Below are 24,412 nucleotides of genomic sequence, written 5' to 3'. Positions count from 1 at the left end.
ACCATAGCGCGCCTAATAATGTCAGAGAGATAATCGTGATGAAATACCAATGGATACTGTTCGATGCGGATGAAACTCTATTTCACTTTGATGCATATCAAGGATTAAAGCTCATGTTCTCCCGCTTTAATGTAGATTTTTCCGCACAAGATTTCGACCATTATCAGTTGGTTAATAAACCTCTTTGGGTTGATTATCAAGACGGAAAAATATCAGCGGCCGAATTACAAAGCACCCGTTTTGAAATGTGGGCCGAGAAACTGGGCGTGACAGCTAATCGCCTGAACAGTGAGTTTTTAATTGCTATGGCAGATATCTGTTCATTGTTACCTGGCGCCCGCGAGTTAGTCGATGCTTTAAGTGGTAAAGTGAATATGGGCATCATTACGAATGGTTTCACTGAATTGCAGACTATCCGATTGGAACGCACCGGGTTAAAAAATGTCTTTTCTCCGCTGATTATCTCGGAGCAAGTGGGGGCAGCTAAGCCCGATGTGGCGATATTTGAGCATGCTTTCACTTTAATGAATAACCCGGCGAAAGAAGATATTTTGATGGTGGGAGATAACCTCCATTCGGATATTCAAGGTGGTATCAATGCAGGTATTGATACTTGCTGGCTTAATATTCATGGTGCTGTGGCGGATGAAAATATTGCGCCGCGTTATCAAGTCAGTTCACTGGGCGAGTTACAGAAGTTATTACTGGCGTAATTGAGTTATATCCATGAAATAAGGGCTGTTAACGATATAGTATTCGATAACAGCCCTAAAATACATTATTCATCCCATCGGATAATGAGTATCAATCTACTACCCCTGATGCGGCATTAATGAGGGGGTGCCGGTCACTGCGGGCTTATTGCTTTGTAGGGCTTGTTCATCCTGGCTGATACTTCCACTATTGGCCGCCCAGACACCTTCTCGTGTTTTCGTCACGGCTTGGTGTTGAGTATTCAAGTCTTGCCCAACGGCGGCAATATGAGTGGTTTCTGTTCCACCGCTGTTGTCAGCCCAGGGGATTTGCGGATCAGCTGCGCGTGCAATATTACTGCTGGCTAAAGTCATGATGGCAATAGCGAATACATATTTGATTTGAGTGTTCATAATATACCTGCTTATTGATTAGCAAATACGTTGGCTGCCTTGTGGCAGAACCCTCTCACTCAGGCGAATAATTGTCGGGGGAGATACCAGTCAAGCTTATGCTTATGTACTGCGCCGGATTTAGCAATGGATGCGATATGTTGCGTTTTCGTATATTAAAATGTAACTGATATTGACGTTGCGTAATATTATGTGTGAAGCAGCGGCTTAATTAAGCCGCCAGCTAGATTTATTTTCCCCCTGACACGTATTGCTCTTTACCGACACTGCCACTTAATCGCGGCAGCGCCGATATAAAAGAGCATGGCCCGGTTACCGCTGATTGGCGACTAAGTCTTCAACCTGATCAAAAATCGGCATTTCAGAATCAAAGCGGCAAACCTGAAGCACATCTTCGAGTTTTTCTAGCTGGCTTATCATTTGTTGCAAGCGCTGATCGTCTAAGACCTGCAACCAAATACGGCTCTCTTCTCCACCGGCCAGCGGCATACATAATATTCCATCGACGTTAAATGCGCGGCGGGCGAATAACCCACAAATATGAGACATGACTCCAGGATGGTTGCGCACGGTGAGTAGTAGCGTGACGCGCGCAGAAATGACTTGCTGCGGGGCTATTGGTTGAGTTGTCATATTATTCACCTCCAATCATATCGATATTTGCCGCGCCAGGGGGCACCATTGGGTACACTTTTTCATCCACATCAATCAGTGCGTGAATCAGTACCGGGCCAGGGCGGTTTAAAGCCTCATGTAAAGCAGCATATGGATCGCTGGCGGTATTGAGGTCACACGTCGAGAAGCCAAACCCCTCCGCAATATGAATAAAATTAGTACGATAAGGGTAATCAGCGGCAAAAATTCGTTTACCGAAGAATAGATCTTGCTGTTGATGGACTAAACCTAATGACTGGTTGTTCATCAAAATAACCTTAACGTTCAGCTGTTGCTCTGCTGCTGTCGCCATTTCTTGAATATTCATCATCAGGCTTCCATCACCCGAAAAACACACTACTTTTGCTTGCGGTTTGGCCAGCGCGGCACCAATTGCGGCAGGCAGCCCAAACCCCATGGTGCCCAGCCCTCCGGAGGTTAACCACTGGCGAGGGCGATGAAGAGGGTATACCTGCGCTACCCACATCTGATGCTGGCCAACATCAGTGGTAATAATAGTGTCGTCATCAAGCGCTTCGGCGGCCGCCCGAATCAAACCATAGTGACACAATGGATTACAACTATTGGGCTGATTGAATGGGAATTCACGCTGTATATCGCTGACCAGACGGCGCCATTCATGGCGTATTTGCCTTTCAACCAAGGGTAACAAGTGGGTTAATACCTGTTTGATATCCGCATTCATTGCCAGATGTGGACGGCGAATCTTGCCCAGTTCCGCAGGGTCAATATCAATATGAATGATACTGGCATCAGGGCAGAACTGTTCAGCTTTACCGATAGCACGATCATCAAATCGTGCCCCTAGCACAATCAATAAATCGGCTTGTTGCATGATGAGATTGGTTGAGCGCGCGGCGTGCATACCTAACATACCCAAAGATAATGGGTGATCAACCGGCATCGTGCCCAATGCCATTAATGTCATTGTGGTAGGTAAACCTGCTTGTTCGGCCAACTGTATTGCCTGCTCATGAGCTTCAGAACTGACTATTCCTCCCCCCAGATAGAGTACCGGCCGCACAGCGCGGTTGATCATTTGGGCGACTTGTTCAATTGCCGCCAGATCTATCTGGCAATGTTCATCAGCAATGCCAGGTTCTGGCAGGCTATCAAGCTCGATTTCCGCCGTTTGAACATCTTTAGGAATATCAATCCAGACGGGGCCAGGACGACCCGACTGCGCAATGCGAAATGCGGCGGGGATCACCCGTGTCAGTTCATTGATATCGCGAACCAAATAATTATGTTTGGTGATAGGAATCGACATCCCATAGGTATCGACTTCTTGAAAAGCATCGGTGCCAATCATTGACGATGAAACTTGTCCAGTAATACACACCAATGGAATGGAATCGAGTTTGGCATCGGCGATTGCCGTGACCAGATTAGTTGCGCCTGGCCCACTAGATGCTAAACAGACCGCTGTTTGTCCTGTAGCCCGGGCCATACCTTGTGCCATAAAGCCCGCGCCTTGTTCATGTCGTGCCAGCACATGGCGAATAATACGACTTTGCCCCAGAGCATCATACAGCGGTAGCGCGGCTCCGCCTGGAATGCCCGCAACAGTGGTAATGCCTTGCTGTTCCAGCAAACGAACTATCAATTGGGCGCCTGTATAACGCATGGTTATATCCTTCATCAGGGCCGGTAGCTAACAGAGGGGGGCTAAAAAGAAACCCCGCTCGGCTGGCGCCGGCGGGGTTTGGGAATCTTTCTGGATTCGGTACCCGTTACGGCGCGCTGCCGACCACCACCACGCGCACGACCACGACTGCGTCAACATGCGCAGCATTGAGTAGGTCGATGTTTAGTCGGGCTAAATTGGCAGTGGAATAGTTCACGGGGTATCTCATCAATAAATGTAATAAGCCTTAAAAGATAAACACGATTGATAAAAAGGCACAAGAGCGCGAGATGAAAAGAATGCAAAAATCCAAGATTGATCACAAAGTGACTCGAACCGAGGCTAAAAGTAGAATTATTTAATCAATTGAAAAATAATAATTTATTTGCATTTTTATGGTGATTGTTGTGGCAGGGGAATTCTCAAAAAAAACGCCGACGACGAGAGGGCCACGATGAACCTATTCCATTGAATGAAGTTTTGTTGATTCCTTGTTTAAATTTCAAACAGTAAGGTGACAGTTCTTAGCTTGTATGGAATGACTGGATAATATGTAAAAGGGACTTATGTATAAATCACTATCTTTAGCATTAATTGTAGCTTTAGCGGGCTGTGGCGCGAAAAATAGCCCCCATGATCAAGTTGATATTGATAATTACACGGCTAATCGCATTACTTCCATTATAGAAACACAAGTCAAAACAACCGATAACCACCAACCCGCCGGGGAAGTGATTAATAAAGTCTCTGCTGATTTTCTGGGAACTCCCTATAAGGCGGATATGCTTATTGGCTCACCCACAAAACCTGAAGAATTAGTTATTGATTTCAGAGGACTGGATTGTTTTACTTATCTTGATTATGTTAACTCACTGCGTAAATCTAAAGATACAGCGGATTTTGTTCAGCAGCTTATTGCTACTCGCTATATTGATAGTGATGTCAGCTATAAAAATCGAAAGCATTTCTTCACTGATTGGTCTCATCAGCAACCATTAAATGCACAAGATGTTACTGCAAGAATAAGTTCTCATGCGGTTACCGTCACTAAGTTTTTGAATCAAAAAAAGGACGGTGGGGAGTTTATTCCGACATTGGGCACGGTTAAGCGCGATGTTATTTATATTCCTGCTGAGTTTATTAATGATGCCGTTGTTAGCCAGTTAAAGACCGGCGATTATATTGGTATTTATACAAAAATCAATGGATTAGACGTAACGCATACGGGGATTTTCATCATGACACCTGATGGGCCGATGCTACGTAATGCGTCTTCACTTAAAAGTAATATGAAAGTTGTTGATTCACCTTTTATTCAATATGTTAAAGATAAACCTGGGATCATCGTCCTCAGGGCATTATAACGTTGGTATTAACTGTATATGGATGAAAAGAGTAAATAGGATTAATTGATATATATTGACTGAAATTAAAATTACAAGGAGTTTAATATGTATATGATTGACTATAATAATTTCCGTGCTATCAAATCATTTAATTCCCGTGTGCGATTCTTAGTTTTGCACTACACCGCGGAGGATTTTGAAAACTCCATGAAATCCCTAACGGGTAATAACGTGAGTGTCCATTATTTAGTGCCCGACCTTGATGATGAGAGTTATAAAAAAGCCGGGTTTAATGACATGCGGATATTTAACCTGGTAGATGAAAATGCGCGGGCATGGCATGCGGGGGTCAGTAGTTGGGCAGGGCGAACTAATCTCAATGACACCTCTATTGGGATTGAAATTGTCAATTTAGCCACTGAACATGGCGGTATTTTTAACTTCCCTCCTTATCCGGAAAATCAAATTGCAGCAGTAAAACAATTGGCGGCGAATATTTTACAACGTTACCCTGATATTTCTCCGGTAAATGTTGTTGCTCACTCTGACATTGCCCCTACTCGCAAGAGTGACCCAGGGCCAAAATTTCCTTGGCAAGAGTTATATCACGACGGTATTGGTGCCTGGTATGACCCGGATACGAAAGAAAAATTCACTCAACAATTTACCCAGCACGGGCTACCAGCTAAAACTGACATACTGAGTCACTTTAGTACTTATGGTTACGATATTTCTATTGCCAACAATGATGATGGCTATCAGCATCTGATACGCGCATTTCAATTGCACTTTAGGCCTGATAATTATCAAGGCAATATTGATATTGAAACAGCCGCGATTTTATATGCTTTAGTCGAGAAGTATTTTCCAACGTCTCAATAGTCGGTATTTAACGAGTTAATTACTGTGTCCGCCCTCCGCTGACTATCTGGAGGGCGGCTATTCTAGTGATGGTGATAAGCTTCTATCACCATGGGGCTAATTAATGCTGGTTTTGTTTGACCAATATAAAGATAGCCGCCAACTGTTCACGATGCAGATCACTGATTTCACTGCTGGCAGAGTAACCCTCATTGCGAATAATCATTTCACCTAAGCCAACCAACCAATCATAAATATAAAATGCGGTATTATTGGTCGGTGTAAGAGCTAATTTAGTCAGCCTTTGTGATGCACCCAACGGTGATGCTGATGGAGGGGATTGAGCAAAAATCTTATAGCCTCGATTAATGCGGCTATCTGGTCGCAGGGCTTCGTTGATTTGTAAAAAACCCAGCCAGGCGACGAAATCACCTAATACCGTAAGGGCACGTGATACCTGGCGATCTGCCTTAGTGTCACGATGTAAGCCAACTTGTTCATTATCAGCCAGTATCTTGACCAATTGTCCGGTGATATCCAATCGAATACTGGTCGTTATTAGCTCTGCAACCAGCAGCTCCACAGTCGGTTTGGCGATACCTAATAACTCAATGAGTGGGGCATTATCTGGCAACTTCCTCAGGTGATTTATCCAGTAACGTTGTACATTTTTGGCATATTCTGTCTCATAACCTCCGCTTGATTGCGTTGTCACTGACGTCGGCAGTTCAGGTGATAAAGATGGGTCGCTGAATAAATCGAGGTCAATGCCAATACTGAATGGCTCGTGATTACTGGCGGCTGGGGTGATTAGCTCAACAGCACGATTCTGTTGTTGCAGATATAGGGCGCGCAACTCATCACGCGAAGGCAATAACCGCTCCAGTAACTCACCATGTAAACCCGTACGGGTTTGTAGTGCTTTAAGTAATGTTTCGGCAATTCGCTGTTTTTGTTGTGATTCGCTGGTTGCAGATTGGAACCAACCGACCAATAAATTCTCTGTCAGCTCTCGCTGGAGTTCATGGAGTTGTTCAGTAATGCGTTCGGCTTTAATGTCACTACGAATTTCTTGTGCCAGATAAGTCACCATTCGTTCAATACCGCGGGTATCCAATGCAAGCATAGTTCCCCAACTATCACCGGGATTACCGACATAGCGTTGTACTGCTTCGTCATGGTTTTTCGCGCTAGCCGAGGCAATGCGTTGATCAAAAGGCGTCAGTGCCCAGATAAGCCCCGGATTTCTACGCGAACGAACGTGTTTATTTTCGCCCTGTGACTGTTTAACCCAATAATCCAGCGCCTTACCTACAACTTGTACTTCAGTACGGTTGCTCGCGGTATTACAGGCCAATAACAGGTTTATTTGTTGTTTGTCTGTATAGCGCTCAAGCAGATAGGTGTTTTTAGCCAGTGATAGCGAAGCGGCCAGCGGATAGAGTGTATGTTCAACATACGTTGGAACATCGAATACGTCGCTATAATCAGGGAACTCCAATAAGTCGACGGATTCGAACACCTTATCTGAATTAAATACATGACCAGTCTCGGAACTGCGGAGCGGGATCTGTAACTCAACTGACAGTAGAGTTAGCTCCGCAAGTGACACTGTCACGGGAACTTTAGCCATATTATCTTTCAGTGGCAGAACATGAATATCAGTGTCAGCGGGGGTGTTCAGGTAGTTGAGTGCAGCGACATTCATGATGCCGTTGGCGGGTAACAATGTTTCGTCCACTAACACACTGAGCGGGGCCAGTAATTGTGGTGCGCCCCCCAAGTGCTGCAAAGTATAGGCAAAATGGCGATAAGCATCAGTTAGTGGCGGTGATTCGGCCCACAGCAATGAGAATAAAATAGCCCGATCATCAATACTTAAATAAGGTGCCAATTCCATCGCGACGGGCCAGAAATGGCTGTCTAATGCCTTCTGGCGTACTGCATCATGGCGAATCAAATAATCCCAAAGACTAATGACTTCATCACTGGTGATACCCGCGATGGTTAATGGTTGCCTACGCATCATCAATTGTTGTAGATGATCGCTAATATGTTGTTCATCCAGTGAATACATGCGCATTTCTTGCTGTTTATCCCGCAGAAATGCACTTGCTACTATTTTGGCAATATCCATTTCATTGAGTAATGAAAGGTGCACCGGATAGTTTTCATGATTTTTTATTGATTGATTATTAACTGAATCATGGACAGATGAATGACTAAAGCGCGTCACCAATCCACTAGATTGATATCCGGGTTTAATTTGTTGCCAAAAGTTGAGAGTTTTCCCCGCGAGTGTCGTCTCCAACTGGCCATTTTTACCCGCAATCAATGCAGAAATGAGGTGCTGTTTCCCGGCAGTAGATTGTCCGAAAAAGCCAATGCTCATAGGGGTTAGCGCTACTTCAGACAGATAGTGTGCTTTGTTACGGTGGCGGCGTAATTTAACCACCAGTTGATCAGCTTCTATGTCCAGACGGATGGCATGTTGGCGCGTATTGTTAACCCAATCAATCGTCTGATCAATGCCTTGAGTCACCTGCTTAAGCTGGCTATTGAGCTGTCGGTTATTTAATGATTTCATTTTTTAAATACGCTCCCACTATCAATCCAATAATGGGTTGATGCTGAACCCTTACTGGCGAGTGTGTTTAGTTTGAGACGTAGATGATGCAATGGGACACGGCTACCATCTTGCAGTACGGCGTCAGCTATCTCAAAACGTTCTGGGCCGCCATTTCTGTCAGTGCTTGCTTTATTAATGACTGTTTTATCAATAAATGGTTTATCACCTTTAGTGAGTTTCAATCTGACATGCAGTACGCTGTCACCGGCGACTTTGCGGGCCAGTTCTTGATCCACAATTGACAAAGTATAGAGGGGGGATGGCGGCCAACGGTCATTATCAAGCTGACGGAATCCAAGGCACAATGTGCCTCTGACCTGAAAACGAGTGTCGGCTGGCAGGGTAAAATCAGCGCTATCCAGATCGATATCACGATAGTAAACATTTTCATCCGTCAGGGTATCGCTACTGCCCAGCATGCCAAGGTAGCGAATGGTCGAATAAGGTTGGAAATCGCCTGCTTTAAAGTAAAAACCGGCAAGACGCAAGTCGAGTGCCAGCAAACACAGCATCGCACCCACTGCAGCAGTGGATTTCGGGTTATCGATTCGGCCCCGTTTGTTAAACGGATACCAATCGCTGGTATGGTATCCATCCAGCGAAAGAATACGATTATTGGGGAGCGGCTGTAGATGGCGGAATAAAGCCTGAATACCAGGGAAGCGCGAAGGGCGGCCAGTTAATAGCAGCACGTCACAACTGTAGAGCGACACCACTTCGGACAGCGAACGCAGGTTTTGTGTCATGCTCATCCGGTTAGATAAAAACTCACCGTGCAATTTACTTAATTTCAATACCAGCGGTACGTGCAAAATATCAAATTCCCCAGCATCGGCGGGAAATTCGCGCTGAACTTCACTGTTAATGTATTCCAATACTTTCGATGTCGGGTACTGGGATAATAACTCACCAAAACTGGCGTCAATTTCTGCATTAGTATCCAGTGGGTCAAAGCTTTCATAAACTTCGAGAATTGCTCGTCCTACTGGCATAAATATTTGTAACGTGGCTTGCTGGCGCAGTGCCGATTGCCCATCCATCCGACCATCATTACCGAACAATTTATCCATCAGGACATCAGTATTAATAACAGCTGCTTTCTTAAGCCGAGCTTGAAGTGCCGGTAAAATATACAGCTGAATAACATCCAGCAAAATATCGTCGCCAGCGACTTTAAAACCTTCACGGAACAGCAGACGTGGGCTGATTTTAACATTCTGACCTATGCCATCGTCCAGCCAGTATTGTGTGATGGCCAAATCTGTGGTGCCGCCACCAATATCAATTGAGGCGATGCGTAAGGTTTTCCCCGCAGTTTCTCCGGCTTCAAGTTGCTTGTCTGGCCGTGCCATACTGGCAAAAAAGGCGGCAGTCCGGCCACCGAAGTTAACTTGGGTTTCGTTATACAGATAAACCATCTGGCCACAGGTGGCTTCATCCCACTCCATCTGCACAGTCGGTACCGGGACTTGGCTTTTAGCGCGGTCTTGCTCGGAGACAAAATTCTCATCTGCCGGATGCCAACCCATAGATTTCCAGACCAAAGCAATAGCTTCATTCATCCGACGGCGGAAAATTTCTCGTTCAGGCTTAGGCATGGCTGACGGTAACGTCAGAATAATAGCGCGTAACTGCCGTGGGGCGTTGGCATGAGTCATTTTCAAACGTTGGGCTGCACTATTAATTTGCATCAACGCCTGTGCTAGCAATTCCGATAACATAAAGGCCATCAATGAACTGCGACTATAATGTGGCGAGAATACTGGCAGCCGGTCATCCATCGGCATGTTATACAGGGGTTGGCCATCATCATTAACCAGATTCATCAGCGGCAGTGCAGTCGCCAGTGGTTCATGTATTTGTGCAGCCTGATTTTGTGCTGCGGATGTTTCATTAAATCGCCAGCCTGGGGTATAGGTCTCTTCATCCCACAGATAGCGGCGCGGGCTGGAAATACCGGTAGAACCCTCGGAGCCCAAGCGCTGTAGTGCCATGCGACTGGCTTCGCTGCCAACACGGATAATCGACGGCCAGATAAAGGCATCATCACGGCCACTTTCCACTGAAAAGTTTTGCTTGCCGAATTTCGCTGGTGCAAATTCCACACGACTTTCAAACAATTCGTTATATAGATGGTGAGGCTCGCTCAAATCACGGATTTGCAATTCATAGGTTTGTTTCAAACCATGGCTTTCGTCGCTATTCTCTTCCACTAAAATACCGCAGGTATGCGAATTGCCGACATCAAGAATAAGGTCAACGTTCACGGCGGGTTCTTGCAGGGTACTGGAATTGATTTTAATTTCTGGTACACCGACCTGGCTGCCCAGTAACTCCAATAAATTAAGGTAGTGAGCTTGATATTCAAACTCGCGCAATGATGCACTAATATGGCGAGCGCTGCGTTCTTCCTGCTCAGAGGCTTGCTGAATAAAGACTTCTCGCAACCAACCATCAACCCAGGTCAAATCAAGGAATTCGGCTAATTCCTCATTATGGTAAGCCAGCGCAAAACTCAATCCTGTTTTGATGTCGTTTTCGTTGGGTGCCAGATATTCGTTGGCATGGCCTTCAGGATAAACTTTGGTATCAAAGGCCATCGTGATCCGTAGTGTATTACCATCCTGATCCGGGCTATCCAACACTAAAATTTGCACTCTGGCCCAATTATCCGGCCCACTGACAAAAGCGCGCGGAGGATTAAAGCGCATGAAAGGCAGGGGGAGCCAAATTTTATTCAGCAGCTTCAAGGATTGTTCTAGCGGGAAACTAAACTCGGGTTTAACAATTTCAGGGGCCGAGCCCGGCACCATCAGCGAATATTTGCCATTATGCTCATGATAATTCAGGCGTAACAGCGGGCCATTGGCACTTTTACGCACAAATTTATTCGGCAGTTCGCTATTACATTCAGGTTTTAAGGCGAAGTCCAAAAACTGGATACCACTATTCTGAATCAGCGAGATTTTCTGTTTATAGTCAGTGATCGTTGCCAGCATAATATTATTTAGTCTCGCGCTTCATCGTCATTGGAAGTGTGGTATTGGCATCATAGCGGCCTTTGCAATCGGCAATGCCGGTAACGCCTTGCTTACAGACAATCTCCGGGATTTGATATTTTGAACCATCACTACACTGCGCCCTATAGCGGCTGTTGATCACTAAATTGCCCGATTTCATTAACCCGGCGGTAATATTAGCCTGGCAGGTGACATTATCACCGTGGGTAATTCTTACCGTGCCTTTGCCATTTTTAATCTGATATCTCAGGCTGGGCGCTTTACCGGTCTGGGCTGCTTTAATATCAGGGCTGACGCGCCAATTACCATTAAGGAATGCCGTTGAGCCGACTTTGACCGCCTCGAAGGGGAGTATCAACGCACTTTTGCTTTGTGCTGCGGTTAATTCCGGCAGCACGACAGGCTCTGCTACCACAGGTTGTGGGGGAACAATGGTGGCATTATCCAGCGGGAGTTGCGGCTCAAGAGTTGGCTGGATAATCTTGATGACCGGGGCGTTGACCTCGAGTGCGCTCTTATCCGCCGCCGTTTTATCTGCAACAATATTATCCTCGACCACTACAGGCGCTGGCGAAGTACCCTCTGGCATACCGCCGCTAAATTGCACAATTAATGCAATGATTAAGGCCAGCACGGGCAATATCCAACTGAACCGCAGCCAATGAGTGAACTTTTTCTCTGGTGTGGATAGCGGTGTGGGCTCTACTACCGGGGCCGGTTGTATCACGGGAGCAATATCGGTTTGCGGAAGTAATTCGGTCGCGGCGACCGGTGGCATTATAGGAGCAGGGGGCGCAGCGCTTAGGGGGATGATAACTGGCTCAATGGTTTCAGCTGTTTGCCGTAAGCAATCAAGTGGGTCAGTCCGCATTTTCTGCTCCCGGCTGACAAAGCCCCAGAAGGTCAGCACCGGCTTGCCTGCAACCAGGTAAACATGATTCTGATCAGGGAATTGCATGGTTTTCGCCAGCAACACTCCGAACAATCGGTGAGCAGCTTTATCTGATTGTTGTGCGCGCTGGCATAAATCATTAGCGCCAGACAGACAGGCTGACAATTGCTTTATGGCGGATTTTCGCTCAGTGGTACTGGCGGCAATCCATGAAGTGACTTTACCTTCAATAGGGGCATACCAATCAATGCGGTCCCCTTGTTCATTAAGCTGAGGAATTGCCAGGCAATCAGTAATATATTGCTGTTTTTTAAGGCGTAATGCCTCTCTAATCTGAAACGCAGAAGCATAAACTGGTTGTCCATTTTCGCCCAAGGGCAGAATATCGTCCAAACTACCACTGCGTAAAAATGATTTCGCCACGCAAAAGAGACCTTTTCAAAGCAGAAAATAAAGTGTTATCTGCGACAGTAACTATTTTAAGGTAAAAGAGGGGGAATCAAACGCAGGAATAAGTGGCAAAATGGGTCGTTGTTTATAAGAAAAGCGGTTCCCGGCAATCAGCCCGCCGTAGGCACCGCTTATGATTTCAATTAACCAGAATGATTCAATCTCTCGACCCGCCAGGCTGACAACATCCTATAAATCATTACCTTTATGCTGTACATCTCACTCTCAACTATATCAGCCGAAAGTTAAGTTTATGTTGCAATAGCCTGCTGTAAAACGGCAAAACCAGCGCACTTAAAGCACAGAGAATCAATAAGCGGCGCAAACTTTGTAATGTCATTCCGTCCGCCGGTAATAGAATGGAGGACAAAAAGAAGGCGAGGGTCGTCGTCAAATACATTAGAGCTGTTTGTAATGAGCCATATCCTGCGCGATGTTTATCTTCCGGAAATTGAATTGTCAGGGCCGAACTGGCGACCAGACGACTATATGACGAGCCCAAAAAAAGAATCATAAATAGCCAGGATAAGGGGGGCTCACCCACAAATGGGATTAACAGGCTGAGCACAAAAACAAGGGTAGAAATTGAAATAATAAAGGTGGCGGAATAGCGCGACATTAATGTGCCAGTTATTTTCGTGACCCAATAGCCGCTGATGCCACCAATAAAAAATAGCCACGGCAACATTTTGTTCGATACCTGCAATTGCTGCGTCAGGACGGGGACTAAAATGGGGATAATTAACATTGGACTAAACTGTATCAGCGCATTTCCTGAAGCAAACAGTAAAACATCACGATTAAGTGGAAGATGCGGCTGACCAGCGCGGGCAGGGCGTGAGTCATTGGGAATACCCCACTTAATAGTTAATACCGCCAGCAGACACAGTATAAAAATAAGCCATAAAGCAGAGTGCCAGCCATAATGTTCACAAAGAAACAATATGCCCGGCATCCCGACAATACTGACGATGGAAAATGACGCAATAACTATTGCCAGCATTTTACTGCGCAATGCCGTCGGGGTCGCGTTGATCAGTAAACTGATCCCCACCCCCATGGTGGTACCCCCCATAAGGCCAGCTAAAAAACGTAATAATAACAGTAAGTAGAATTGATTAACTTGCGTAATTAGGAGGGTTAATACCCCCAACATGGCCATATTAATGAGTAGAATAAACTTTTTATTGAACCTGTCGATATAGAAGAAAGCGACCCCGCCAGAGATCACCGCGGCTAAGGTGTAAATGCCCGTGACATAACCTGCAAAAGTGACAGAAACGCCGAAATCTTTGGCCATAAATATGAATATTGGATTGAACATCATATATTCGAGTGCATTAGTGAACTGAATAAAGGAGGTGATAAGCGCGATTCGGATAAGGTTTTTATCATTAACTTGATCAACAACTGACATAGCATATTCCCGCTAAATAATAATGAGGAAGAGAGCTTAGCGCCTATACTTTTTGGTGATTAGAGGGTAAAAATGATATGGATTATTATCAATAGTAGGATAATTGATGCGCGCTAATATGGATCTCAACACCCTGAGAGTTTTCACGGCGGTGGCAGAAAAGGGCAGTTTTGTCGGGGGCGCCAAAGCACTTGAAATGCCCACTTCTAATGTGAGTCGCTGTATTTCACAGTTAGAAGAACGGCTTAACCTTCAGCTCATCGAGCGCAGCACCCGACACATGAAACTCACGCCCGCCGGCCAATTGCTCTACACCCGGGTAAAACCTTTATTGGAATCCCTGGAGCAAACTGAGGCCGAATTAACTTCGCAGCAGATTCAAATCAAAGGCCCACTGCGTATTTGCATCCCCAATGAAATCGGCCCAGCCTTATTCGGCACACTCATTGCCGAGTTCGCATTGCAACACCCGGAGATTGAAATCAGTTGCGTGACGAATTTATCCGGCCTCGAATCGTTACGGGATGACCTTGATTTAGCGATTATTATTACCCGTGGGCAACTGGATGACAGTGATTATATTGCTCGCCATTTGGCAACGTTCCCGTGCAGCGTCGTTGCCGCCCCCGCAGTGCTGGCGCGCTTTGGCAAACCGACTCGCATCGAACAATTTGCCACATTACCCTGCATTACCACCGTTAGCGCGTTGAAAGGGCTACCCTGGCAATTTATTAAGAAAAAGGGCGGCTTTAAAACGGTGGCGGTGAATGGGCATTACCGCGTCAATAGTGGTGAAATGGCCTTACGTGCGGCTGTAGCGGGGATCGGTTTTGCTATTTTATCGACTCAAGCTTGTCAGCCGTGGATTGCTGATGGGCGCTTATGCGAAGTGGCATTGGAACAACCCGCCGCACCGCTACAATTATTCGCGATCTATTCCAACCGCCGCTATTTACCGGCTAAAACGCGGGTTCTTATTGACCTTATGCAACAAAGGCTGGGTAACATGACAGAAATTACTGGGTAGAATTGATACAGTCACTCTATCAATCTTCATATTTCTATTTCTGCCCGTATTTATTGAGTAAGCTAAACACCGCCTTTACGCGTATTGAAAGGAGATACCTTGAATCAATCACAAGCTACAACTCATCTCTCGGCCGTTGCGGCAATAGAGAGACTGGAGACGTTATACGAGGCGGCGCTGAGCGCATTACGTGATGCTATCAGTGCATATATTCGTGATGGGGCATTGCCGGATGTTGGTGACCGGGCGAAGGGCCTATTTTCGTATCCGCAGCTCAGTGTCAGTTGGGATGGCCGGTTCCGTGACCATCAGCGCACCCGGGCTTACGGGCGTTTCTCGCGCACTGGGCAATACAGCACCACAATAACTCGGCCAGCTTTATTCAGAGAATATCTGACTGAGCAACTGACATTGCTGGAAACTGAGTATGGCGCGGTATTCGAAGTGACACCGTCACAACAAGAAATGCCCTATCCCTTTGTTATTGATGGTTCTGACCTTATTCTCGACCGCTCGATGACGGCCGGGCTGGCTCAGCACTTCCCAACCACGGATCTGGCTAAAATCGGCGATGCCATCACTGATGGTATTGATATTGCTGGCGCTGATTTCCCGCTATCGCATTTTGATGCGCTGCGCACCGATTTTTCACTGGCGCGGCTCAAACACTATACCGGCACACCGGCAGAACATATTCAGCCCTATATTCTGTTTACCAATTACAGCCGCTATGTTGATGAATTTGTCAGTTGGGCTTGTGAGCAAATTCTTGATCCCGCCAGCCCCTATAAAGCCTTATCCTGCGCCGGAGGGAGCTATATAACCGCCGAAAATGCGGATCCGGAGAAGACAACCTCCGATCTGGCGTGGAAAAAATATCAAATGCCTGCCTATCATTTAATCGCTGAAAGCGGGCATGGCATCACGTTGGTGAATATTGGCGTTGGCCCATCCAACGCCAAAACCATTTGCGACCATCTGGCAGTGATGCGGCCACACGCGTGGCTGATGATTGGGCATTGTGGTGGTTTGCGTGAAAGTCAGGCGATTGGCGATTATGTCTTGGCCCATGCTTATTTGCGCGACGACCATGTGTTAGATGCGGTATTGCCTCCGGATATTCCGATCCCCAGCATTGCTGAAGTTCAACGGGCATTATATGACGCCACCAAAGCGGTGAGTGGCATGCCGGGCGTTGAAGTTAAACAACGGCTGCGCACCGGAACTGTGGTCACTTCCGACGATCGCAACTGGGAACTGCGTTTTTCTGCCTCTGCTTTGCGTTTTAACCTCAGTCGCGCAGTGGCGGTGGATATGGAAAGTGCCACTATCGCCGCACAAGGTTATCGCTTCAGGGTACCTTACGGCACCTTACTGTGTGTTTCAGACAAACCTTTGCATGGTGAAATCAAGCTACCGGGGCAGGCTAATCATTTTTATGAAGGCGCTATTTCCGAACACTTGCAGATTGGTATTCGCGCGATAGATTTACTGCGGGCGGAGGGTGACCAACTGCATTCGCGCAAGTTGCGCACCTTTAACGAGCCGCCGTTCCGTTAATATCCCGTGTGATCGCGGGCAAGATATGGATTGTCAGCTGTTGGATGGGGAGATGCGGCGTTAGGGGGGGCAGCCCTTGGACTGGCCGTTCTTGATATGAAACTGAATCAGCGATAAATGACCGGGTAAACCCATAGATTTACCACCGCAGGGGGCGGGAACTCCGTCTACCGGCTAACCCCGGTACCAATACTGATACTGGATATGCCGCCCGAACCGCCACTCACTCCCACATGCCCGGTATTGGCGCAGGCCACTAATAAAAGAGTCAGCATCACGAGGGTTAATTTTTTCATTTGACGCACCTGGTTTATCAATTAGTTCGCAATCATAACATTCAGTATATAACTAAAGCTTCTGGCGACCGACGCTTCTGTCATCAGTGACAGCGGAATAGGTCGCCTTGCCAATAATATACAGCGCAAATGGTGAGTTGCACCAAGCTTATTCAACCCGATTGGTGACGGTATCTGTTTAATAATCAGATCATTGTTTTGCACCTAATCGAGAGAATCGCTTATGCACTTTACTCAAGCTATTGCCAGACTCCCTGCTGATACCTGTGGTCACGGCCAGACAACCTCCAAATTGGGCGCGCCGGATGTTGCCGTCACCGGTCAACAATTTCTGGCTTATGTCGATACTTTGCTGCGACTGGGCCTGAAAGTGACCATCTTACCGGCGGCACCGGCCTTCCCAGATGCCCACTTTGTCGAAGATACCGCGGTGGTGATGCCGGAGCTGGCGGTGATAACTCACCCCGGTGCACCCAGTCGCCAGGGCGAAGTGGATACCATTGAGCCACTGTTTACTGACCGCTCCGTTTTTCGCATGAGTCACCATGGGCACCTTGATGGCGGTGATGTGTTATTGGTGGATAAACAGTTTTTCATCGGGCTGACATCACGCACTGATGAAGCGGGCATTAGCGAATTTACTGCGGCGGTGGGGCGTTATGGTTATCGGGTGACCGCCATTGCCGTGAGTGCCGGGTTGCACCTGAAATCCATTGTTAACTACGTGGGCCGCAATACCTTATTGCTGACCGAAGATTATCAGCACCATCCTGCTTTTGCCGACTTCAATACGATTGTTATCCCCGAAGCGGAGTCTTACGCCGGTAATACCTTATGGATCAATGATACGCTGATTACACCGCGAGGGTATCCTTATACCTTGGCGCAAATTGAAAAACTGGGGATGCCCATTGTGCAACTCGATACCAGTGAATTTAAAAAAATGGATGGCGGCTTAACCTGTCTTTCGCTTCGTTTCTAACCATTTGTCAATATTGGGGTTCATTACCATGAAAAAAACCATCGTGGCATTACTGACTGGCTTGATACTTTCCGCGCCGGTGGCGGCTCAGACGATAGAAACGATCAGTTTTGGGGTGGATGGCGGTTATCCTCCCTTTGACGTTTTGGCCCCCAGCGGTGAGATCACCGGTTTTGATATTGATATCGCCAATGCATTGTGTGACAACTTGCATGCCAAATGTGTTTTCGTCAAACAGCCCTTTGAAAGCATGATTGCGGCCCTTAATGCGCGCAAATTTGATGCCATTATTGCCTCGCTAAGTATTACCGATGAACGCAAAAAAGAAGTCGATTTCACTGATCGCTATTACCGTAGTGCAGCACAATTAGTCGCGCGCAAAGGCAGCCCATTGTTACCTGATGTTGCCAGCTTAAAAGGGAAAACTGTCGGGGTTCAGACCGGCTCTATCCATGAAACTTACGCGAAAAAACATTGGGGCGGGCAAGGGGTGAAGATTGTCTCTTACGCCAATCAGGACAATGTCTATCTCGATCTGCTGTCAGGGCGGATCAACGCCTCGTTACAAGATAATATTCAGGCTGCCAGCAGCTTTATCGACACTCCACGCGGGCAGAAATTTGCTTTTGCTGGGCCAGTTATTCAAGACGAAACCATCTCCTCTGATGTCGGCATCGCGGTAGGTAAAGATAATCCGGCCTTGCGTGATGCGCTGAATGGGGCCATAAAGGCGATTCGTGCTGATGGCACCTATGATGCCATTCAGAAAAAGTATTTTAGTTTCGATATTTACGGCGAGTAATTTTTTGCCGTGACTGTTGTGAGCTCCGGGCAATAACACACATGCCCGGTTGCTGTTGGCTAGCCTCGGGAGGTCGATAATGGTCGCAGACTATTTGCCGTTACTGGCGCAAGGGGCGGGGTTATCACTGTGTGTGATGCTGTTATCACTGGCTGTCGCACTGGTACTCGGCTTGATCAATGCGGTTATCAAACTTTTTGGCCCGCGTTGGTTACGTTGGATTTCCACCGGCTACACCACCTTAGTACGCGGTATTCCTGAACTGGTGATTATGCTGCTGCTATTTTTTGGTGGCGAAATGCTGGTGAATGGTTTTCTTGGTCTGTTGGGCTTGGGGCCGGTTCGCTTCAATACTTTTATTTCCGGTGTGCTGGCGATTGGCATTGTATTTGGTGCGTATTATACAGAAACCTTCCGTGGCGCTTTTCAAACCGTCGATCGTGGTCAGTTGGAAGCCGCCATGGCTTACGGCATGCGCCCCAGTCAGGTGTTCCGGCGCATTATGCTGCCGCAAATGCTCAGTTTTGCTATTCCCGGCATCAATAATAACTGGCTCGGTTTGATGAAAGCCTCGGCCTTGATATCCATTCTGGGATTGGAAGATATGGTGTGGCTGGCCGAGCAGGCAGGGCGCGCGACACAAAAACCTTTCCTGTTCTACTTCCTGGTGGCGATGATTTATATGGTCATTACTGCGTTGTCCAGTTGGGGCTTTAGTCTGTTGGCGCGGCGTTATGCGCTGTCGACATCAACTGCGGCGAGGGCGCGTTCATGAACCTGCAAACGATACTGGAAGCCGTGCCAACATTTCTCTACAGCGATGGCTCTGATATGACTGGCCTGGCGGTGACCGCCAAACTGTTTTTACTCTCGGTGGTACCCGGTTTATTGCTGGCGCTAGTGATGGCTATCGGGCAAGCATTCGGCCCACGCCCACTGGCGTGGCTGATCCGCAGTGTGACTTATTTCTTTCGTAGCACGCCGCTCTACCTGCAACTCATGCTTATCTACTATGGCCTGTCGCAATTTGACATTGTGCAGTTGGGCTGGCAGGACGACCAACCCTTTTGGCTGCTATTTCGGGACGCCACTTTCTGCGCCACACTGGCCTTGGTGCTCAATACCAGTGCTTATGTCGCCGAGTTATTAGCGGGCATGATGGTGACTTTTCCACGCCAAGAGTGGGTGGCTGGCGAAGCGTTCGGCATGAGTCAGTGGCAAATTATTCGCCGTTTGGTGTTACCGGCGACATTACGGCGTGGTATTCCGGCGTTGAATAATGAAATGGTGTTTTTGCTGCATGCCACCTCGCTGGCCAGCACCGTCACTTTACTCGATATTACCGGTGTGGCACGGGCTTTCTATGCCGCCACTTACTCGCCCTTTATCCCATTTCTGATGGCGGCCGCGCTTTATTTGCTGTGTACCTTTATCTTGATTTTCTTGTTTTCGCGGGCGGAGCGGCGCTGGTTAGCCTTTGCCCGCCACGATTGAATCAGGCGGGTCATGTGGCTTTAAGCGCGCTTAATAGCTTGTAACTCAGTAATGGTGACGATTTTATCGACACGGAATTTTTTACTGGTGAGCCAGGTGTCGGCCAGTAGTCGGTAGTGCTCCATATTGCGGCAGCCTATGCGCAGCAGGAAATCAAAGCTACCGCCGACTAACCAGCAATCCAGCACTTCGGGCGTTTTACGCACTTCTTGTTCGAAGGCCGCCTGTGAATGTCCATGGTCGGCCAAAGCAATTTGTGCTTGGATAACAAAGGCATGCTCGGGTTCTGGCAGCTCAATAATAGCGCTGTAGCCGCGGATAATACCAGCGCGCTCCAACAGTCGAACCCGCTCCAGACAGGGGCGGGCGGTTAAATTAACCTGCTCGGATAGTTTCTGATAAGAGATACGGCCATCCTGGCTCAGGATTTCAAGGATTTTTTTGTCAATTCGGTCAAGCCGGGGTTTCTTTTCCACAGATAGGACGTCCAATGAAAATCAATAACCATAAGTTACCTGAACATGCCCTGAGTGGGCAGCGTCAATTAACCAGTTTTCATTTCGGCCAGCCGGGTGTGGGCGAGAAAATCTACTTACAGGCGGGCCTACATGCCGATGAACTGCCCGGAATGCTGGTATTGCATTATCTTAAAAGATTGCTGAGTCAGGCGGAACGGCGCGGAGAAATTCAGAGTGAAATAGTGATTGTGCCAATAGCTAACCCTGTCGGTATGGCACAAGTGCTGCTAAACAGTGGAATAGGCCGTTTTGATTTAGTGAGCGGGCGTAACTTTAATCGTGATTTTCCCAATCTGGCCCAATTGGCGCAGCAGCGTCTGGCGGCGAACGGATTAAGCGAAAAAGAGCGTCTACAGCAACAAATACGCCGAGCTATGGTGGCGGCATTGCACGATTTACCCGCGATTAGCGAAGTAGATGCTTTGCGCCAACACTTGCTGATGCTGGCCTGTGATGCCGATTTGGTGTTGGATTTGCATTGTGACGATAGCGCTATTCTGCATCTGTATGCTGACCCGGCTTGGCGCGAATCGGTGGATATTCTCGCACGTTTTCTGCATATCGATACCGTACTGCTGTCACAAGATAGCGGCGGCGGTTCCTTTGATGAGGCCTGTGGCTTGCCGTGGCACCGTCTCGCAGCACATTATCCTGAGCTTGCTCCAGCCTGTATGGCCGTGACAGTGGAGTTGCGCGGGCAACAAGATGTCAGTCATCCGCTGGCCAGTGCTGATGCCGAACGTATTTATCAATATTTACAACATCGTGGTGCGATTGTCGGCGAACAGCCAGAGATCCCACAGCGTGAAGTGGTCATGTTGCCGTTCTCTGCGGGAGAGATAGTCAATGCCCCAGCCAGTGGCTTGCTGTTGCTATTGCGCCAGCCGGGTGAGTGGGTCACTAAAGATGAAGTGGTCGCTGAAATCATCGACCCGATTACGGATACGGTTAAAGCAGTACGGGCAAAAGCGGGCGGAATAATCTATGCCAGCAGACGCGCGCCGTTTGTGACTTTGGGGGCTGAGGTGATGAAAATTGCTGGGAAAACCCCTTACGCAGGGGGTGGGGGATTGGCGTCCTGAATGTATCCTCGAAGAACTAAAGAGAAGAAGAGTGTTCCTCCTCCTGCCAGCCAGTATTTATCAGGAACTCTTCCCACGTCCGGCTCTACTGCAATTCCCTGTTTTCATTGAAGTAACCGTATCTGGCTGCATATTCCGCCATCCCCGTAATCTCATCAATCAGCCCATCTAATCACCCTCAAACCCAGTGAAATTAGGGCTTGAGGGTGATTCTATCGATTAAGCCAAGTCAATTATAAGTGGTCGAAGTCAGATGCATCATGGCGTTCAGCCAACTGTTCTTCTGGTGCGCCCCAGGTTTTATTGACAATGCGGCCGCGCTGCACCGCAGGGCGTTTAGCAATAGTTTCAGTCCAACGTATCAAATGGGTATAGGATTTTACATCCAGGAATTCACCCGCTTCATATTGCAGGCCCAACACCAGGTTGCCATACCATGGCCAGATCGCAATATCGGCAATAGAGTACTCATCACCGGCGATATATTCATGAGTTGCGAGCTGTGTATTGAGCAAATCAAGCTGACGTTTGGCTTCCATGGTGAAACGGTCGATGGCGTATTCGATTTTTACCGGTGCATAGTGATAAAAATGACCAAACCCGCCGCCCAAATAGGGGGCTGCGCCCTGTAACCAGAACAGCCAATTGAGTGCTTCTGTTCTTGCCCCAAGGGATTTTGGTAAGAAATGAGCAAACTTATCCGCTAAATAAAGCAAAATGGCACCAGATTCAAATACCCTGATCGGCGGGGTGGTTGAATGGTCCATCAAGGCCGGGATCTTTGAATTTGGATTGACGGCAACAAAACCACTCGAGAACTGATCACCTTCACCGATACGAATCAAATGGGCATCATATTCCGCCCCTTTTTCACCCAAAGCCAACAACTCCTCCAGCAGAATCGTGACCTTCTGACCATTCGGTGTCCCCATGGAATATAGCTGCAATGGGTGTTTACCTATGGGCAGGGTAGCTTCATGTCTGGCACCCGCCGTCGGGCGATTGATCTTCGACCATACTCCGCCGCTGGCGTTATTTTCTGTCCAGACTTTCGGTGGTTGATATTCGTTATCTTTCATCATGAATGACCTTTTTGCGAATGAATACGAAATTAATAATACTCATAGTGATTATGCCTCAATCATAAAGAATAACAGGGATAATATTTCTGTCACTCCAGCACCCTATAGTGAAATTGCTTTTTACCTTTGGGCAATAAAAATAATTAGGGAACTTAACATGCACATAAAAAAATTCAGGTTAGCACTGCTGGTCAGTAGTATCGCGTTCAGTAGCTCTTTATGGGCGCAGGCTGTCGAGGTGTCAGCGGCCCTTGCCGGTCATGCCATTCTGCCAGCGAAAACGACGGTTGCAGCCCCAGCGGATGCGCCGACTGATTTACAACAAAGTGGTAAATACACCAGTGGTCAACGCGTTACTACATTGGGCGCAGTAGCCGGTAAATCGGCTGATCGTCCAACAGGTATTGGGTTGCCGATCACCGGACAGCCACTGCAAGGGCATTCGGGTATCAAACACATGCCGGATGGCACCTATTGGGTGCTGACCGACAATGGATTTGGTAGCAAAGCCAACTCGCCGGATGCCGTGTTGTATCTCAATCACTATAATATTGATTTTAAAAATGGCAGCGTAACACCGCTACAGACTGTGTTTCTGCACGATCCAGATCAAAAAGTCCCCTTTCACATTACCAATGAAAGCACTGAAAAACGCTATTTGACCGGTAGCGACTTTGACCCCGAAAGCTTCCAGTTTGCCGATGATGCACTATGGGTGGGCGATGAATTTGGTCCCTATCTGATTAAAGCCGACTTGAACGGTAAAGTGCTGGCCGTGTTTGAAACTCAGGTTGACGGCAAGGTGGTAAAATCGCCTGATAATCCAACATTGACGTTACCTGGTGCGCCTGATGGTAAACAGAATTTTCAGGTAGCGCGCTCAAAAGGATTTGAAGGAATGGCGGTGTCACCCGATGGCAGCAAACTGTATCCCATGCTCGAAGGGGCGCTGTGGGATGGTGAGCAATTTGAAAATATAGAGGGTAAACGTTACCTGCGGGTGCTGGAATTTGATGTTAAAAATCAAGCATGGACAGGGCGTAGCTGGCAATATGTTCTCGAAGATAACCAGAATGCTATTGGTGATTTCAATATGATTGATGCGAAGCATGGATTGGTTATTGAACGCGACAACGGCGAAGGGACAGCGGATAAAGCCTGTGCCGCAGGGGCGGCAACAGATAAGTGCTTCAGTGACATAGCCAAGTTCAAACGTGTCTACAAAATCGCATTCTCTGATAATAATGTCGGCAAACCGGTAGAAAAAATATCTTATATTGATTTGCTAAATATTAAAGATCCGCAGAATTTAGCGCGTAAACCGCTAAATAATGGTGTGCTGACATTCCCGTTCTTTACCATTGAGAACGTTGATGTGGTGGATGCCAACCATATCATTGTCGGTAATGATAATAACTTCCCATTCTCCTCCAGTCGCCAGCCTAATGAGGCGGACGATAACGAGTTTATCTTACTGGATGTGAAACAGTTATTGAGTCAATAGCTGGCCCCATTATTACCGAGAAGCCCGTGTAGCGCGGGCTTT

General features: G+C 47.4%; 22 protein-coding genes. 11 read left to right on the top strand and 11 right to left on the bottom strand.

Annotated features, from left to right (window positions below; translation table 11 throughout):
* Nucleotides 1-38: 38 nt before the first annotated feature.
* On the top strand, nt 39-713 hold the full coding sequence (gene yjjG, locus DX162_RS16580; RefSeq protein ID WP_004390279.1) for a pyrimidine 5'-nucleotidase: 675 nt from the start codon (nt 39-41) through the stop codon (nt 711-713).
* Between the two features lie 99 nt (nt 714-812).
* Here the strand turns inward: yjjG and DX162_RS16575 are convergent, their stop codons facing one another.
* The 4 genes from DX162_RS16575 to DX162_RS16560 all read right to left on the bottom strand — a co-directional run bounded on the left by DX162_RS16575 (nt 813) and on the right by DX162_RS16560 (nt 3,637).
* A complete protein-coding gene (locus DX162_RS16575; RefSeq protein ID WP_032819765.1) occupies nt 813-1,067 on the bottom strand; it encodes a hypothetical protein in 255 nt (84 codons plus the stop codon).
* A gap of 351 nt (nt 1,068-1,418) precedes the next feature.
* The gene (ilvN, locus tag DX162_RS16570) at nt 1,419-1,739 is read right to left on the bottom strand and encodes an acetolactate synthase small subunit (protein WP_004390281.1); all 321 of its coding nucleotides are present in this window, start codon (nt 1,737-1,739) and stop codon (nt 1,419-1,421) included.
* Nucleotide 1,740: 1 nt separating this feature from the next.
* Complete coding sequence (gene ilvB, locus DX162_RS16565; RefSeq protein WP_004390282.1) at nt 1,741-3,408, bottom strand: acetolactate synthase large subunit; 1,668 nt, start codon at nt 3,406-3,408, stop codon at nt 1,741-1,743.
* A gap of 106 nt (nt 3,409-3,514) precedes the next feature.
* A complete protein-coding gene (locus tag DX162_RS16560; RefSeq protein ID WP_004390283.1) occupies nt 3,515-3,637 on the bottom strand; it encodes an ilvB operon leader peptide IvbL in 123 nt (40 codons plus the stop codon).
* Nucleotides 3,638-3,974: 337 nt separating this feature from the next.
* On the opposite strand from DX162_RS16560, the gene DX162_RS16555 reads away from it, so the two are divergent.
* Nucleotides 3,975-4,772 carry a DUF1460 domain-containing protein gene (locus tag DX162_RS16555; protein ID WP_004390284.1) on the top strand — a complete coding sequence of 266 codons (798 nt, stop codon included), beginning with the start codon at nt 3,975-3,977 and terminating at the stop codon, nt 4,770-4,772.
* A gap of 87 nt (nt 4,773-4,859) precedes the next feature.
* On the top strand, nt 4,860-5,636 hold the full coding sequence (locus DX162_RS16550; protein ID WP_032819731.1) for an N-acetylmuramoyl-L-alanine amidase: 777 nt from the start codon (nt 4,860-4,862) through the stop codon (nt 5,634-5,636).
* A 100-nt stretch (nt 5,637-5,736) separates the two neighbouring features.
* On the opposite strand, the gene DX162_RS16545 is transcribed toward DX162_RS16550, so the two are convergent.
* The 4 genes from DX162_RS16545 to DX162_RS16530 all read right to left on the bottom strand — a co-directional run bounded on the left by DX162_RS16545 (nt 5,737) and on the right by DX162_RS16530 (nt 14,023).
* Entirely contained in the window at nt 5,737-8,202 is a 2,466-nt protein-coding gene (locus DX162_RS16545; protein ID WP_032819732.1) for a putative virulence factor, read from the bottom strand.
* Nucleotides 8,199-11,243, bottom strand: coding sequence for a virulence factor SrfB (locus tag DX162_RS16540; RefSeq protein WP_004390288.1), 3,045 nt, complete (start codon nt 11,241-11,243; stop codon nt 8,199-8,201). Before DX162_RS16540 ends, DX162_RS16545 begins: the two co-directional genes overlap by 4 nt.
* 4 nt (nt 11,244-11,247) lie before the next feature.
* A complete protein-coding gene (locus DX162_RS16535; RefSeq protein ID WP_004390289.1) occupies nt 11,248-12,579 on the bottom strand; it encodes an SrfA family protein in 1,332 nt (443 codons plus the stop codon).
* A 256-nt stretch (nt 12,580-12,835) separates the two neighbouring features.
* Nucleotides 12,836-14,023, bottom strand: a complete 1,188-nt coding sequence (locus DX162_RS16530; protein ID WP_004390291.1) for an MFS transporter — start codon at nt 14,021-14,023, stop codon at nt 12,836-12,838.
* A gap of 106 nt (nt 14,024-14,129) precedes the next feature.
* On the opposite strand from DX162_RS16530, the gene DX162_RS16525 reads away from it, so the two are divergent.
* A complete protein-coding gene (locus DX162_RS16525; protein ID WP_004390292.1) occupies nt 14,130-15,050 on the top strand; it encodes a LysR family transcriptional regulator in 921 nt (306 codons plus the stop codon).
* 99 nt (nt 15,051-15,149) lie between these two features.
* A complete protein-coding gene (locus tag DX162_RS16520) occupies nt 15,150-16,610 on the top strand; it encodes an AMP nucleosidase (RefSeq protein WP_032819733.1) in 1,461 nt (486 codons plus the stop codon).
* Between the two features lie 167 nt (nt 16,611-16,777).
* On the opposite strand, the gene DX162_RS22780 is transcribed toward DX162_RS16520, so the two are convergent.
* Complete coding sequence (locus DX162_RS22780) at nt 16,778-16,906, bottom strand: hypothetical protein (RefSeq protein ID WP_258018976.1); 129 nt, start codon at nt 16,904-16,906, stop codon at nt 16,778-16,780.
* 223 nt (nt 16,907-17,129) lie between these two features.
* Here DX162_RS22780 and DX162_RS16515 point away from each other — a divergent pair, with 223 nt between their 5' ends.
* The 4 genes from DX162_RS16515 to DX162_RS16500 all read left to right on the top strand — a co-directional run bounded on the left by DX162_RS16515 (nt 17,130) and on the right by DX162_RS16500 (nt 20,184).
* Nucleotides 17,130-17,888, top strand: a complete 759-nt coding sequence (locus tag DX162_RS16515; RefSeq protein WP_004390295.1) for a dimethylarginine dimethylaminohydrolase family protein — start codon at nt 17,130-17,132, stop codon at nt 17,886-17,888.
* Between the two features lie 28 nt (nt 17,889-17,916).
* Nucleotides 17,917-18,690, top strand: a complete 774-nt coding sequence (locus DX162_RS16510; RefSeq protein WP_049557498.1) for an ABC transporter substrate-binding protein — start codon at nt 17,917-17,919, stop codon at nt 18,688-18,690.
* Between the two features lie 79 nt (nt 18,691-18,769).
* The gene (locus DX162_RS16505; protein ID WP_004390297.1) at nt 18,770-19,465 is read left to right on the top strand and encodes an ABC transporter permease; all 696 of its coding nucleotides are present in this window, start codon (nt 18,770-18,772) and stop codon (nt 19,463-19,465) included.
* Nucleotides 19,462-20,184, top strand: coding sequence for an ABC transporter permease (locus DX162_RS16500; RefSeq protein WP_032819735.1), 723 nt, complete (start codon nt 19,462-19,464; stop codon nt 20,182-20,184). Before DX162_RS16505 ends, DX162_RS16500 begins: the two co-directional genes overlap by 4 nt.
* A 20-nt stretch (nt 20,185-20,204) precedes the next feature.
* Here DX162_RS16500 and DX162_RS16495 read toward each other — a convergent pair whose 3' ends face one another.
* On the bottom strand, nt 20,205-20,660 hold the full coding sequence (locus DX162_RS16495; RefSeq protein ID WP_004390299.1) for an Lrp/AsnC family transcriptional regulator: 456 nt from the start codon (nt 20,658-20,660) through the stop codon (nt 20,205-20,207).
* 14 nt (nt 20,661-20,674) lie between these two features.
* Here DX162_RS16495 and DX162_RS16490 point away from each other — a divergent pair, with 14 nt between their 5' ends.
* Nucleotides 20,675-21,784, top strand: a complete 1,110-nt coding sequence (locus tag DX162_RS16490) for a succinylglutamate desuccinylase/aspartoacylase family protein (RefSeq protein ID WP_004390300.1) — start codon at nt 20,675-20,677, stop codon at nt 21,782-21,784.
* Between the two features lie 233 nt (nt 21,785-22,017).
* Here DX162_RS16490 and yghU read toward each other — a convergent pair whose 3' ends face one another.
* Complete coding sequence (gene yghU / locus DX162_RS16485) at nt 22,018-22,863, bottom strand: glutathione-dependent disulfide-bond oxidoreductase (RefSeq protein ID WP_032819737.1); 846 nt, start codon at nt 22,861-22,863, stop codon at nt 22,018-22,020.
* A 160-nt stretch (nt 22,864-23,023) separates the two neighbouring features.
* Between yghU and DX162_RS16480 the strand changes: the two genes are divergently transcribed.
* Nucleotides 23,024-24,370 (top strand): esterase-like activity of phytase family protein, encoded by a 1,347-nt coding sequence (locus DX162_RS16480; protein ID WP_032819738.1) that lies wholly within the window; start codon nt 23,024-23,026, stop codon nt 24,368-24,370.
* Nucleotides 24,371-24,412: the final 42 nt, after the last annotated feature.

Source organism: Yersinia kristensenii, assembly GCF_900460525.1.
In the GTDB taxonomy this organism is placed as follows: domain Bacteria; phylum Pseudomonadota; class Gammaproteobacteria; order Enterobacterales; family Enterobacteriaceae; genus Yersinia; species Yersinia kristensenii.
Note: the sequence above shows the minus strand (reverse complement) of the source record. Positions and strands in the feature narration are given on the sequence as shown.